Raw genomic sequence first — 12,433 nt, 5'->3', positions numbered from 1 at the left:
TGCTGCGTTATTTTCCACTGACGGCTATTCGATATTTCACTGCCAGCGCAGCTTGCCGAATGCCGCCAGCGACGCCGCCAGTTCGCGCTGCAGCGGATCCTGCGGATGACGGCAGAACAGCGCCAGTTCAAAGGTATCAATCACCGGCAGACCCTGTTCAGACCCCAGAACCCGATGCGCCGGCAGACGGCAGCTGGCAGGCAGTAACGTCAGCCCCAGCCCCTGTGCACTGGCGGCGGCCAGCGCGACCAGGCTGGCGCTGCTGTAGCTGATGCGCCAGCTTCGGCCCAGCGCATCAAGCGTCTGACAGACCTCATCGCGATAAAGCCCCTGCTGGGGAAACAGCACCAGCGGCACCGGCGTCTGCTCAAAGCAGGGCCACTCTGCACTGTCGAGCCACAGTAGCGGTTCCGGACGCGACGCCAGCGGACGGTCGCCAGCGGGCTGTTTAATCAGCATGATGTCCAGCTCTTCACGCTGCCAGGCACGACGAAGCTCCACCTGCATACCGCTCATCACATCCAGCCGCAGCTGCGGATGATCGCGACTGAAGTGCGCCAGCAGACCGGCCGTGGGGGCGGCAAAATCTTCCGGCACGCCAAGGCGCAGTACGCCATCGCGCCACTGGTCACTCAGCACATCGTGCGCTTCCCCGTTCAGGGCAATAATTCGCCGGGCGTAGCCTAAAAGTTTTTCGCCTTCTTCGGTGATCTGTACCTGATGCGAGGAGCGGACCAGCAGTTCTTTGCCAACCATCTCCTCCAGCCGCCGCACCTGTTGGCTGACGGTGGACTGCGACAGATGCACCCGGTCGGCGGCGCGGGTAAAGCTGGCGGTTTCGCACACCGCCACAAAGCTGAGCAGCTGTTGCGGAGTGAACATCGGTTGACGATTCATTTTTCCACTACCTGGCAGAGCAATATTTCATTTCCAGATAGTAGCGACTGCTGTCAGGCTGGCAACTTTTAATAGCGCAGATTTTATATGAAGAGAGAGAATAACCTGCTGCTGGCGGCGCTGGTGCTGGCCGGGCTGAATATGCGGCCACTAATGACCTCGGTCAGTCCGTTACTCGGTGAACTGCGACAGAGCATCGGTCTGTCACCGCTGGCGGCCTCGCTGCTGCCTGCGGTGCCGATGATGATGATGGGGGCCATTGCCCTGGTCAGTGCGCGGCTGATGCAGCGCTTTGCGATACGCAAATTGCTGCCGGGCGGGCTGTTATTGCTGCTGCTGGCGCTGGTGAGTCGATGGTTTGTGACGGACGGACGCGGGCTGGTACTGACTGCCGTACCGGGTGGGGCGGGCATTGGTATCGTCCAGATGGCGATGCCGGGATTGATTCGTCAGCGCTTTGGCAGCCGCAGTGCGGGCGTGACCGGACTATGGGCAGCGGCGCTGATGGGCGGCGGCGGGATTGGCGCGGCGGTCTCGCCGTGGCTGAGTGCACATGCTGGCTGGCAGGGGGCACTCAGCAGCTGGGCACTGCCGGTGGTGCTGGCTATCCTGCTCTGGCTGTTGATCACCACCACGCCGCCCGCAGCCCGCATGGAGGCCGCCGCGCTGCCTTCGCTGTGGCGAAAAACCCGCGCCTGGACGCTGGCGCTGAGCTTCGGGCTGGTGAACGGCGGTTACGCCATCTGTGTTGCCTGGCTGCCCGATTTTTACCATCAGCTTGGCTGGCGTGCGCAGGCGGGCGGTTCACTGCTCGGCATGATGATCGGCTGTCAGGTTACCGGTGCGCTACTACTGCCGTTGCTGGCGCGGGGCCGCGATCGTCGTCCATTACTGCTGCTGGCCCTGGCCATGCAGTTCTGCGGCATGCTCGGCTTCCTGTTTGCACCACAGCTGGCACCGTGGTTCTGGGCGGGGATGGCGGGCTTCGGGCTGGGCGGAGCGTTTCCGCTGGCACTGGTGCTGGCGCTGGATCATCTGCAGCAGCCCCAGGCTGGCGCGCGGCTGGTGGCTTTTATGCAGGGCGTCGGCTTTATTATTGCGGGCAGCATGCCGTTTATTGCCGGTCAGCTGCATGCGCTCACCGGAAATTTCGCCAGCGTCTGGATTCTGCAGGCGACGGTCACGCTGCTGCTGATTGTGCTTAATCTGCGTTTTCATCCGCACAGCTATCAGCGGGCATTCCCGGAGAGAAACCGCTGATTTTGGTCCGACCAATTCCGGCAATCTTTTTCTCTGGTTCACACTCCGGGAAAATTCGCCCAACTTCTGTTGCCATAGATTAACAATGCATTAACTATCTGTTGCCATAAGCCCCGATACAGCGGTTTGGTCTGACCAATCCGGGGGCAGATGGCATACAGTGCTGCCGCTGCATGCCACATCATCTTTTCCTCTGGAGATACTGGCATGCAGATCTGGCAACAAAATTACGATCCGCTGGGTAATATCTGGCTCTCAAGCCTGGTCGCGCTGATCCCGATTCTCTTTTTCTTCTTTGCACTGATTAAGCTGAAGATGAAAGGCTACATGGCCGCCACCACCACCGTGGTGCTGGCGCTGCTGGTGGCGCTGTTTCTCTATCGGATGCCTGTTGCCCAGGCGCTGGCCGCCGTGGTGTACGGTTTTCTCTATGGGTTATGGCCGATTGCCTGGATCATTGTTGCCGCCGTCTTCGTCTACAAAATCTCGGTCAAAACCGGTCAGTTCGATATTATCCGTGCCTCTATCCTCTCCATTACTCCCGATCAGCGTCTGCAGATGCTGATTGTCGGCTTCTCGTTTGGGGCCTTCCTGGAGGGCGCGGCAGGCTTTGGTGCGCCGGTGGCGATTACCGCCGCGCTGCTGGTGGGGCTGGGCTTTAATCCGCTCTACGCCGCCGGCCTCTGCCTGATTGTGAATACTGCGCCGGTCGCGTTTGGCGCAATGGGCATTCCAATTATCGTGGCGGGTCAGGTAACCGAACTGGATAGCTTCGCCATCGGCCAGATGGCCGGACGCCAGCTGCCGCTGCTGACGCTGATTGTGCTGTTCTGGATTATGGCGATTATGGATGGCTGGCGCGGGGTGAAAGAGACCTGGCCAGCGGTTGTTGTGGCGGGTGGATCCTTTGCACTTGCCCAGTTCCTCAGCTCCAACTTCCTGGGGCCGGAGCTGCCCGACATCATTTCGTCACTCGCCTCGCTGATTTCGCTGACGCTGTTTCTGCGGGTCTGGAAGCCGGTGCGCATTTTCCGTTTTGCCGATGCAGAGTCGAAGCACAACGATGTACTGCAACCGCCGCAGAAGTATCGGCTGGGTCAGGTGATCCGCGCCTGGATGCCGTTCCTGTTTCTCACCGCCACCGTCACGCTCTGGAGCATCCCGCCGTTTAAAGCGCTGTTTGCCAAAGGTGGAGCACTCTATGATTGGGTGCTGGCTGTGCCGGTTCCGATGCTGAATGAGCTGGTGGCGCGGATGCCGCCCGTGGTCGGCAGCGCGACCCCTTATCCGGCGATCTTTAAGCTGGATCTGATTTCCGCCACCGGCACCGCCATTTTCATTGCGGCGATGATGGCGATACTATTCCTGCGCATGAAGCCAAAGGCGGCGCTGCAGACCTTTGGTGAAACGCTGAAAGAGCTGGCGCTGCCAATTTACTCCATCGGAATGGTGCTGGCCTTTGCGTTTATCTCCAACTACTCCGGTCTTTCTGCCACGCTTGCTCTGGCGCTTGCGCACACTGGCCACGCGTTTACCTTCTTCTCGCCATTCCTGGGCTGGCTGGGCGTCTTCCTGACCGGGTCCGATACCTCATCAAATGCGCTTTTCGCCGCGTTACAGGCCACCACCGCTCAGCAGATCGGCGTTTCCGATATTCTGCTGGTGGCGGCTAATACGACTGGCGGTGTGACGGGTAAGATGATCTCGCCGCAGTCGATCGCCATCGCCTGTGCAGCGGTCGGGCTGGTGGGGAAAGAGTCCGACCTGTTCCGGTTTACGGTTAAACACAGCCTGATCTTCACCTGTATGGTGGGGGTGATTACCACGCTTCAGGCCTACGTCTTCCCCTGGATGATCCCATGAGCAACACTGCCGATCCGCTGGTGACACGCCTGCGGACCTATATCACCGACCATCAGCTTGAGCCGGGCATGCGCCTGCCCGCCGAGCGCCAGCTCTCTGCTGAACTCGGCGTCTCGCGTTCTTCGCTGCGTGAAGCGATACAGCAGCTGATCAGCAGTGGCATGCTGATCAGCCGACGCGGTGGCGGCACCTGGATTCGTCAGCAGCTGGCACCCTGGTCGGAACAGCGCATCGTCGAACCGATTCGCCAGCTGCTGCGCGACGATCCCGACTACCGCTACGACATTCTGGAAGCGCGCCATGCCATTGAGGCCAGCACCGCCTGGCATGCGGCACTGCGTGCCACCGACGCCGACAAAGAGAAGCTGCAGTACGCCTTTGACGCCACCCTGAAGCTGAAAGAGAGTGACGATCCCGACCTCGCTGCCCAGGCAGATGTGCGCTTCCATCTGGCGATTGCCGAGGCGTCACACAATGTCGTGCTGCTGCAGACCATGCGCAGCTTTTTCGAGCTGCTGCAGTCGTCGGTGATGCAGAGCCGTCAGCGCATGTATACCCAGCCTGCGATTTTCGCCCGCCTGACGGAACAGCATCAGGCGCTGCTGGATGCGATCCTGGCGGGCGACGCCGACGCAGCCCGTCAGGCGGCGATGCAGCATCTGGGTTTTGTCCACACCACCCTGAAAAGCCTCCATGAAGATGAAGCGCGCCAGGCGCGCATTACCCGCTTACCGGATAACGACACACGCAACCCAAAGGAATCTGACTGATGATTATCTCAGCTGCCAGTGACTATCGCGCCGCCGCACAACGTATCCTGCCGCCGTTTCTGTTTCACTATCTTGATGGCGGGGCTTACGCCGAGCACACTCTGCGACGTAACGTGGAGGACCTTTCTGACGTGGCGCTGCGCCAGCGCATTCTGAAGAACATGTCGGAACTGAGCCTCGAAACGAAATTATTTAATGAAACCCTGTCGATGCCGGTTGCGCTGGCACCGGTCGGCCTGTGCGGCATGTATGCCCGTCGCGGCGAAGTGCAGGCGGCGCGTGCGGCAGCCCTGAAAGGCATTCCGTTTACCCTGTCGACAGTCTCGGTCTGCCCGATTGAAGAGGTGGCCCCGCAGATCAACCGTCCGATGTGGTTCCAGCTTTACGTGCTGCGTGACCGCGGCTTTATGCGCAATGCGCTGGAGCGGGCCAAAGCCGCCGGTTGCTCAACGCTGGTGTTTACCGTGGATATGCCGACGCCGGGCGCGCGTTATCGCGATGCGCACTCCGGGATGAGCGGCAATCACGCGGCGCTGCGTCGTTACTGGCAGGCGGTCACTCATCCACAGTGGGCGCTGGATGTGGGTCTGCAGGGCCGTCCGCACGATCTGGGGAACATCTCCGCCTATCTCGGCAAGCCGACCGGGCTGGAAGATTATATTGGCTGGCTGGCGAACAACTTTGATCCTTCCATCAGTTGGAAAGATCTGGAGTGGATCCGTGAGTTCTGGGACGGGCCGATGGTGATCAAGGGCATTCTCGATCCGGAAGATGCGCGGGATGCGGTGCGTTTTGGCGCGGATGGCATCGTGGTCTCGAATCACGGTGGACGCCAGCTGGATGGCGTGCTCTCCTCGGCGCGTGCGCTGCCAGCGATTGCCGACGCAGTCAAAGGTGACATCACTATTCTGGCGGACAGCGGCATTCGTAACGGGCTGGATGTCGTGCGAATGATTGCGCTGGGCGCAGACAGCGTGCTGCTGGGACGGGCATTTATCTATGCGCTGGCGACTCACGGACAGCGCGGCGTGGAAAACCTGCTAAACCTGATTGAGAAAGAGATGCGCGTGGCCATGACGCTGACCGGCGCAAAATCGATAAGTGAAATTACCCGCGATTCGCTGGTGCAGGCGGAGGCGCTGCTGACACCAACAAGCACCGTGTCACGTCCTCGCGCCGTGAGTTAGCCTGCGAAAATGAATGTGTTGTCTATACTTAGCTTCTTTACCAACAGGAGGAATGACATGACCATTCATAAGAAAGGTTCGGCGCACTGGGAAGGCGATATTAAAGGCAAAGGCACCGTCAGCACTGAAAGCGGCGTACTGAGCCAGCAGCCTTATGGCTTTAATACCCGTTTTGAAGGCGGTAAAGGCACTAACCCGGAAGAGCTGATCGGTGCAGCACATGCAGCCTGTTTCTCTATGGCACTGTCGCTGATGCTGGGTAATGCGGGCCATACGCCGGAAAGCATTGATACCACGGCTGACGTGTCGCTGGATAAAAAAGGCGACGGCTTTGCCATCACTAAAGTGGCGCTGACCAGCACGATTTCTCTGCCTGGCATTGATGAGTCGGCCTTCGACGAAATCATCAACAAAGCCAAAGCGGGCTGCCCGGTTTCTCAGGTACTGAACGCGGAAATTACGCTGGATTACACCCTGAACAACTGATACCGGCAACGGGTCGCCTTTTGGTGGCTCCGACGTTATGCTATGCCTCCCGGTCCTGTTGCTGACCGGAACAGATGCGCCTCCCGGCGCATCTTCGCTTTCTGACCAGAGGAAATCGGGGTGACAAGATACCGGGCGGCTAAAAAATACTGGAAGATGGTGCTGGTTCTGCTGTGCATCTGCGGCGGGCTGCTGCTGATACGCTGGGCTGCCATGATCTGGGCCTGAGCAGATGAAGTGGATGAGTCGTCACTCGCTGGGCATCTTAGTCATGGTCATTATCGTCCTGGAAGCGGTTCATTTTCTGCTCACCGCCTCATGGCTGCCGTGGCGATAAACGCACTCAGACAAAGGCATCCTCGCGCCGTTTAGTGCGCACATCGCTGCGCGCAATGCGATAAGCCTTACGCGGATCGCCCACCACAAACTCAAAGGTTGGCGTGTAGTAAAATGGCAACCAGCCGCCATAGCTGCTCTCCCACTCCCATCGGACGGGGCAGGGCCACAGAATGCCATCATACAAAAGATAGTAAACCCAGCGTCCACCAGGACGACGGGGGCGTGATGTTTTCATGGGATTCACTACGATAATGGTTAACAACAGCTTATATTTTGTACGCTAAAGCGCCAGCTTGCAATGTTGCAGCCCTGCTTTATTGAATCTGGTCCTGAATCAGCGATGAACCTCACCACAAAGCAGGACCACATTTGGTCTGACTTTATGAATACGGTTTGCCATCGTTTCACAGTCCACCTTCGTCGGATAGATGCGCTCCGAGACCGGCAGCGCTTCGCAGGCATCGTAGCCACACGCGCTCACTAACAACACAAATCCTATCAACATAGATCCTCTCCTTTACACGGTCTGGTGGTCCGGACTGTGGTGCTTTTTATCCCTTTTTACCCTCCAGTATAGACAAACGTGACGGGGCGGCATTGTCAGTGTGAGCGATGACCTGGCAGGCAGCGGTCTGCGGCAGGATGAGGGCTGTGTAAGATGAGGGCGCAGGCAGGGCGTCAGCCAGCAAAATACCAGGCGGGTAGCAGCGCAATCAGGTTATTCAGGGTGTGCAGGAAGATGGGCAGCGCCAGACTGTTACTCCGCAGCCGCGCATAGCAGAGCAGCAGCGAAAACAGCGTCAGAGCGATAAGGGTCTGCCAGTGCACATACTGCGTATGCATCACCGCAAACAGCAGTGATGTCAGCAACATGCAGGCGAAGCGACTGCGCGGCGCCCACAGCAGAAAACCCTGCAACAGGAAACCGCGGAACAGCACCTCTTCAAACACGGGTGCCAGCAGCACGGCGGTCAGCAGCAGGATTAACAGCGAATTACGTCCCTGCTGGGCCTGCATCACCAGCCAGCCTTCCGGCTGCATGAACTGCATCTGTGCCGCCATCAGCACAAACAGCGCGCCGGTAAACAGCAGGGTTTGCAGCGTGTAAAGCTCACCCAGCGGCAAATCAGTGCGACGCTGGCAGTAGAAGCGATAAAGCGGGTAGATAACAGCAAATTCAAACAGGCAGAGTACGGGCACCAGCAGGCCGTCATTACGCAGTACGCCGTAATTAGGGAACAGCGTGATCAGCATGGTAACCAGGTAATAAACCACAAAGCTGCCGACGTAGAACAGCGTCAGGGTCACTCTGTCGGAATTGGTGTTCATAGGCGACTCAGCCAGCGAAGGTAAGCGCATAGTAGCAATGCACCCGATCACTGTCGAGTGAGCCTGTTACACATTATTTAAGCGCAAAATGTTAGCCGCAGACTAAACACCGGAGCGCCCGGGCCGATAACTGATGAAACTAATCTGGCCAGCAACGCATGTTGTATTGCAGGCCTGTGATCTTAACCCCTGGCTGTGTAGTGAGCACTCTTAATGACTTTTAACCCGCCGTCGCCGCCATTCAGACATGCCGCTGAAGATCGCACTGTTCGCTTTACGCGGCGCAGCCTGCGTACGCTTTCGCTGCTGCTGTCTGGTGTGCTGGTGCTCTCGATGCTGATGGTGCTGATGATTGCACAGCGTCAGAACAGCGCATCGGTTGAGCATGACCGCATGCTGATGCAGCAGACGTGGCAAAATCGTCAGGAGGCGATGGTCACCGATATCCGGGATTATGCCTTCTGGGGAGAAGCCTGGCGCAATCTCCATGTCAGGGTGAACAAGATCTGGGCGTTTGACGAAGAGAACTTCGGACCGGGTCTTTACGAAGAGTATCACTATGAAGGCGTGTTCGTGGTTGACGGCAAAGGTCGCACTACCTACAGCGTGATTAATGGGCAACTGGCGGATACGCCGCTGGAAGCCTGGCTGGGTAATGAAACATCCGTGCTTATTGCGGCAGCGCGTCAGCTTAATAATAAAGCGATGACCCGTAATGCGCTGATCAATCATCTGCCCGCGATTGTGGTGGCTGCACCTATCAGCAGCGGTAAACTGCCGAACGTACCGCCCATGGCAGGGCCTGCATCAATCATGGTGTTCGTAAATCTGTTTACACCCGCCAAATTACAGGCGCTGGGCGCGACGCTGGATGTGCGCGAACTGCGTCTGCCCGCCAGTCAAGAGGATGGCCTGCGTGAACCGCGAATGATACTACCGTTGGCAGGCGGGGAGCCGATTGTACTGCGCTGGACGTCAAAAATGCCGGGCATGGGCCTGATCGGGTTGCTGCTGCCACTGCTGCTGATGACCGCGATCATCATCGGTATCATCACTCATCGCGTCAGCCGCCATGCGCTCTCCAATGCGATTCTCTCTGACCGCCGCTTTGCCATGCTGGCAATCAGTCAGCAGGAGCTTGCCAGCAGTGAAGCGCGGTTTCGCGATCTCGCTGAGGCGGCGTCAGACTGGATCTGGGAAACGGATGAAGAGGGCCGCCTGATCTATCTGTCAGCACGTTTTCATACCCTTACCGGCCACGACATCACACACTGGCTGGGACGCCACATTGATCACCTGCTGACCCATCCCAGCCATTCGCTGGTCGCCTGGCTGCGGCGGCAGGAGGCAGAAGAGCAACAGATGCCGCTGCGCTGTCAGTTTATGTCGGCACAGGGTCAACGCCGCATCGGTCAGCTGGTGGCAAAAACCATCTGGCATGACGCGCGGCGTATCGGGTTTCGCGGCACGGTATCGGACATCACCCAGGGCATGGAAGCAGAGGCACGCATTCAGTTTCTGTCGCGTCACGACGTTTTAACCGGTCTGTCGAACCGCATGCAGCTGCTGGAGTTTCTGACGCTGCACCTTGCGCTGCCTGACGGCGCTGCGCCGCTGACGCTGATTACCCTCGATCTCGATCAGTTCCGGCCAATCAATGAAACCTGGGGTCATGCGGCGGGCGATGAAGTCCTGAGTCAGATAGCGCAGCGTCTGAAGCACTGTATCGGCCCGCAGGAGCTGGTGGCGCGGCTGAGCGGCGATGAATTTGTCCTGGTGTTGCGGGAAACGAACCGTGAGCGGATCGATCAGCGTTGTGCTCAGCTGGTGCACGAGGTTCAGCAGCCAGTCAGCACCGGCCAGCATGTCCACTATCTCACTATCAGCATGGGGATTGCCTGTGCGCCGCAGGATGTCAGCCATCCTGAAGCGCTGCTACAGATGGCCGATATCGCACTGAATGAAGCACGCGATGCGGGACGCAATCAGTGGGTCTGGTACGCCAATGAAATGGCGAGCCAGCGCGAAGATAAGCGTGAAATGTCGCGGCGGATTGAGAAAGCGCTGACTAACAACGAATTTCGTCTGCACTATCAGCCCCGTTATCAGCTGCTGACCGGCCAGCTGGCCGGCGCTGAAGCGTTGATCCGCTGGCAGATTGCCCCGGATCAGTGGATTACGCCTGATCACTTTATCCCGCTGGCGGAAGAGAGTGGTCTGATCGCCACTATCAGCGACTGGGTTCTGATGCGCGCCTGTCAGGATGCGCTGGGCTGGGGCGGCGATCGCTATGTGTCAGTCAATATTTCGCCGATGGAGTTTCGCACCAGCGATCTGGTGCAACGGGTGGCAGATGCGCTGGCGAAAAGTGGTCTGCCAGCGACAAGACTGGAGCTGGAGATCACGGAGAATGTCACCTTTGAACATCCACAGCATGCGCTGGAGGTGATGCAGGGCTTACGGTCGCTGGGGGTGAGGTTAACCGTTGACGATTTTGGTACCGGCTATGCCGCGCTGGGCTACCTGAAGACCTTCCCGTTTAACGGTCTGAAGATTGATCGCTCCTGGATGAAAGATTTCCCGGAGTCACAGCAGGCGCAATCGGTGGTGGCGGGTATTATTGCGCTGGCACGCGCCTTCGCCCTGACGATCACGGCGGAGGGAATTGAGACAGAAGCGCAGCTGAACCAGCTAAAACAGCTCTCGTGCGAAGAGGGGCAAGGCTATTTCCTCGGTCGTCCAATGCCGCTGGCTGCATTCAGTACGCTTCTGGAAAGAACAACGCAGAATCAGGCAGAGCCGGTTTAACGAACTTTGACCGCCACGGCGGTCATCAGCATTGCGCAGACAACAAAAATAATCAGTTCCATCGTGACCTCCACAGGGCTAAGAATATTCTTAAGATAGTGTAGCGGCTCACTGTGTTTTTTTTAGGCAGTGAGTGCGATTAATCTTAAAAAATGACCCTGTGCGACATCCGGCTTCACGCTGACTGTAACAACTTTACCTTTTCCGGCTTCTGGTCAGCAGGCACGCTTTGCTACTCTTGGTTCAGGTTTTACACGTCCAACAGGAGAACAAACGTGAAATTTTATGGAAAAGGGCTGCTGGTAGTGGGTCTGTTTGCTTTAACCGCCTGTCAGTCTGCCAGTAAACCTGACACCGCCAGTGTGCCACAGGATCCTGAAGCCGACCGCTGCGGTGCCTCTCAGTTTCAGAACTATGTCGGCAAACCGTTAACCGCGCTTCAGGGTCAACACTTTGAACAGCAGGTGCGTCCAATCCCCTATAATTCTGCGGTCACCATGGACTTCAACCTTAACCGGCTTAACTTCCTGGCCGACAAAAATGGCAATATCAGCTCAGTTTATTGTGGCTGACGGCCGGTCTGTCATAGGCTTGTCATAACGGCAGGCGAGGATAGCAGCGCGTTTAAGAAACTTCCTCGTCACACAATAAAGAGTGCTCGTCTTGTTTATTCCCGCCCCGGCGGGAATTTTTTTAGCGCCTTCGGGCCGGAACAGGAGCGGAGAAGATGAAATACATAGGGGTACTGCTGCCCACGTTGTTACTCAGCAGCACACTGGCACAGGCGTCCAGTGAAGAGGCCTGGCAGAAGAGCCGTCAGATCATGACACAGGCGTGTATTAATGCCAGCCACCTGAGCAAAGTAAAGGTGATGGGCGAACCGATTGAGTATGACGACAACACAGGTTACAGCGCACTGTTGCTGGAAGGGCGCTATCCCCAGCACCATATGAAAAACAGGCGTGGACGGGAGCTCTGCCTGTTTCAGCGCAGCAGCGGACGGGCCAGCGTCAGCGAAGCAGATAAATTGCGCTGGGTGAAGTAAACCGCTGCTTCACATATCCGGCTGCGTGTCGATGAGCTGTGCCAGCAGGGTGCGATAGCGCTGTAACTGCGCCTCATCGCCTTCTACTTCCAGTTTGTCGATCACCCGGGCAATAAGCGCTTTGCTGGTGGCGGGTTCTCCCGCCTCCATAATTTCACGCAGAATAACCGCCAGCAGATCGGACTCTGGCGGTGTTCGCCAGTCCGGGCTGTTAAAATAGTCACTGATAGCACGGCTGGCACTGTTGGTTTGCACTCTCATTTCCCTACCTCCGCTGAAACACTACCCCGACCCTTACACAGGCGTAAGGGCATCTATGCATGTCATAAGCTGAACTGCCTAAGCGTAGCCGGATGGTCTGGACCGTTTTTTAGCGGAGGACGTCGCGCCAGGCAGAATGATCGCCACATCGCCATATCTGGCGATTTTTTAAACATAGAAGCGGTGTG

Annotated in this window: 14 protein-coding genes; 9 read left to right on the top strand and 5 right to left on the bottom strand. The window is 57.8% G+C overall.

Going from position 1 to position 12,433, the window contains the following annotated elements:
* Positions 1–36 precede the first annotated feature (36 nt).
* Positions 37–897: a LysR family transcriptional regulator gene (locus tag F3I20_RS14320; RefSeq protein WP_150013045.1), complete on the bottom strand. Its 861-nt coding sequence runs from the start codon at positions 895–897 to the stop codon at positions 37–39.
* Between the two features lie 87 nt (positions 898–984).
* Between F3I20_RS14320 and F3I20_RS14315 the strand changes: the two genes are divergently transcribed.
* From F3I20_RS14315 to yniD, 6 genes are all read left to right on the top strand, one after another.
* Positions 985–2,157, top strand: a complete 1,173-nt coding sequence (locus tag F3I20_RS14315; protein ID WP_150037847.1) for a cyanate transporter — start codon at positions 985–987, stop codon at positions 2,155–2,157.
* 207 nt (positions 2,158–2,364) lie between these two features.
* Positions 2,365–4,020: an L-lactate permease gene (gene lldP, locus F3I20_RS14310; RefSeq protein ID WP_150037846.1), complete on the top strand. Its 1,656-nt coding sequence runs from the start codon at positions 2,365–2,367 to the stop codon at positions 4,018–4,020.
* Entirely contained in the window at positions 4,017–4,790 is a 774-nt protein-coding gene (lldR, locus tag F3I20_RS14305; RefSeq protein WP_150013051.1) for a transcriptional regulator LldR, read from the top strand. Before lldP ends, lldR begins: the two co-directional genes overlap by 4 nt.
* Entirely contained in the window at positions 4,790–5,977 is a 1,188-nt protein-coding gene (gene lldD / locus F3I20_RS14300) for an FMN-dependent L-lactate dehydrogenase LldD (protein ID WP_150037845.1), read from the top strand. Before lldR ends, lldD begins: the two co-directional genes overlap by 1 nt.
* 57 nt (positions 5,978–6,034) lie before the next feature.
* Positions 6,035–6,463 (top strand): OsmC family protein, encoded by a 429-nt coding sequence (locus F3I20_RS14295; protein WP_150037844.1) that lies wholly within the window; start codon positions 6,035–6,037, stop codon positions 6,461–6,463.
* Between the two features lie 120 nt (positions 6,464–6,583).
* Entirely contained in the window at positions 6,584–6,691 is a 108-nt protein-coding gene (gene yniD / locus F3I20_RS24425; RefSeq protein ID WP_085980552.1) for a small membrane protein YniD, read from the top strand.
* A 115-nt stretch (positions 6,692–6,806) separates the two neighbouring features.
* Here the strand turns inward: yniD and F3I20_RS14290 are convergent, their stop codons facing one another.
* From F3I20_RS14290 to F3I20_RS14285, 3 genes are all read right to left on the bottom strand, one after another.
* Entirely contained in the window at positions 6,807–7,037 is a 231-nt protein-coding gene (locus tag F3I20_RS14290) for a hypothetical protein (RefSeq protein WP_033731707.1), read from the bottom strand.
* A gap of 99 nt (positions 7,038–7,136) precedes the next feature.
* Positions 7,137–7,307, bottom strand: a complete 171-nt coding sequence (locus F3I20_RS23950; protein ID WP_003850083.1) for a hypothetical protein — start codon at positions 7,305–7,307, stop codon at positions 7,137–7,139.
* 173 nt (positions 7,308–7,480) lie between these two features.
* Positions 7,481–8,131 (bottom strand): CPBP family intramembrane glutamic endopeptidase, encoded by a 651-nt coding sequence (locus F3I20_RS14285; RefSeq protein ID WP_086905361.1) that lies wholly within the window; start codon positions 8,129–8,131, stop codon positions 7,481–7,483.
* 213 nt (positions 8,132–8,344) lie between these two features.
* On the opposite strand from F3I20_RS14285, the gene F3I20_RS14280 reads away from it, so the two are divergent.
* The 3 genes from F3I20_RS14280 (at position 8,345) to F3I20_RS14270 (ending at position 11,984) form a co-directional block, all read left to right on the top strand.
* A complete protein-coding gene (locus F3I20_RS14280) occupies positions 8,345–10,939 on the top strand; it encodes a bifunctional diguanylate cyclase/phosphodiesterase (RefSeq protein WP_150037843.1) in 2,595 nt (864 codons plus the stop codon).
* Positions 10,940–11,214: 275 nt separating this feature from the next.
* Positions 11,215–11,511, top strand: coding sequence for an I78 family peptidase inhibitor (locus tag F3I20_RS14275; protein WP_150013059.1), 297 nt, complete (start codon positions 11,215–11,217; stop codon positions 11,509–11,511).
* 155 nt (positions 11,512–11,666) lie between these two features.
* Positions 11,667–11,984 carry a hypothetical protein gene (locus F3I20_RS14270; protein ID WP_150013061.1) on the top strand — a complete coding sequence of 106 codons (318 nt, stop codon included), beginning with the start codon at positions 11,667–11,669 and terminating at the stop codon, positions 11,982–11,984.
* A 9-nt stretch (positions 11,985–11,993) separates the two neighbouring features.
* On the opposite strand, the gene F3I20_RS14265 is transcribed toward F3I20_RS14270, so the two are convergent.
* A complete protein-coding gene (locus F3I20_RS14265) occupies positions 11,994–12,245 on the bottom strand; it encodes a biofilm development regulator YmgB/AriR family protein (protein WP_150013063.1) in 252 nt (83 codons plus the stop codon).
* Positions 12,246–12,433 lie beyond the last annotated feature (188 nt).

The sequence above is a fragment of the Candidatus Pantoea gossypiicola genome (assembly GCF_008632075.1).
GTDB lineage: Bacteria > Pseudomonadota > Gammaproteobacteria > Enterobacterales > Enterobacteriaceae > Pantoea > Pantoea gossypiicola.
The sequence above is the reverse complement of the archived record's forward strand: the minus strand, read 5'-3'. Positions and strand labels throughout refer to the sequence as shown.

Excerpts from the sequence above, each read along its gene's own strand:
- F3I20_RS14320 (WP_150013045.1), bottom strand. The coding sequence starts at position 897 with ATGAATCGTCAACCGATGTTCACTCCGCAACAGCTGCTCAGCTTTGTG.
- F3I20_RS14315 (WP_150037847.1), top strand. The coding sequence starts at position 985 with ATGAAGAGAGAGAATAACCTGCTGCTGGCGGCGCTGGTGCTGGCCGGG.
- lldP (WP_150037846.1), top strand. The coding sequence starts at position 2,365 with ATGCAGATCTGGCAACAAAATTACGATCCGCTGGGTAATATCTGGCTC.
- lldR (WP_150013051.1), top strand. The coding sequence starts at position 4,017 with ATGAGCAACACTGCCGATCCGCTGGTGACACGCCTGCGGACCTATATC.
- lldD (WP_150037845.1), top strand. The coding sequence starts at position 4,790 with ATGATTATCTCAGCTGCCAGTGACTATCGCGCCGCCGCACAACGTATC.
- F3I20_RS14295 (WP_150037844.1), top strand. The coding sequence starts at position 6,035 with ATGACCATTCATAAGAAAGGTTCGGCGCACTGGGAAGGCGATATTAAA.
- F3I20_RS14290 (WP_033731707.1), bottom strand. The coding sequence starts at position 7,037 with ATGAAAACATCACGCCCCCGTCGTCCTGGTGGACGCTGGGTTTACTAT.
- F3I20_RS23950 (WP_003850083.1), bottom strand. The coding sequence starts at position 7,307 with ATGTTGATAGGATTTGTGTTGTTAGTGAGCGCGTGTGGCTACGATGCC.
- F3I20_RS14285 (WP_086905361.1), bottom strand. The coding sequence starts at position 8,131 with ATGAACACCAATTCCGACAGAGTGACCCTGACGCTGTTCTACGTCGGC.
- F3I20_RS14280 (WP_150037843.1), top strand. The coding sequence starts at position 8,345 with ATGACTTTTAACCCGCCGTCGCCGCCATTCAGACATGCCGCTGAAGAT.
- F3I20_RS14270 (WP_150013061.1), top strand. The coding sequence starts at position 11,667 with ATGAAATACATAGGGGTACTGCTGCCCACGTTGTTACTCAGCAGCACA.
- F3I20_RS14265 (WP_150013063.1), bottom strand. The coding sequence starts at position 12,245 with ATGAGAGTGCAAACCAACAGTGCCAGCCGTGCTATCAGTGACTATTTT.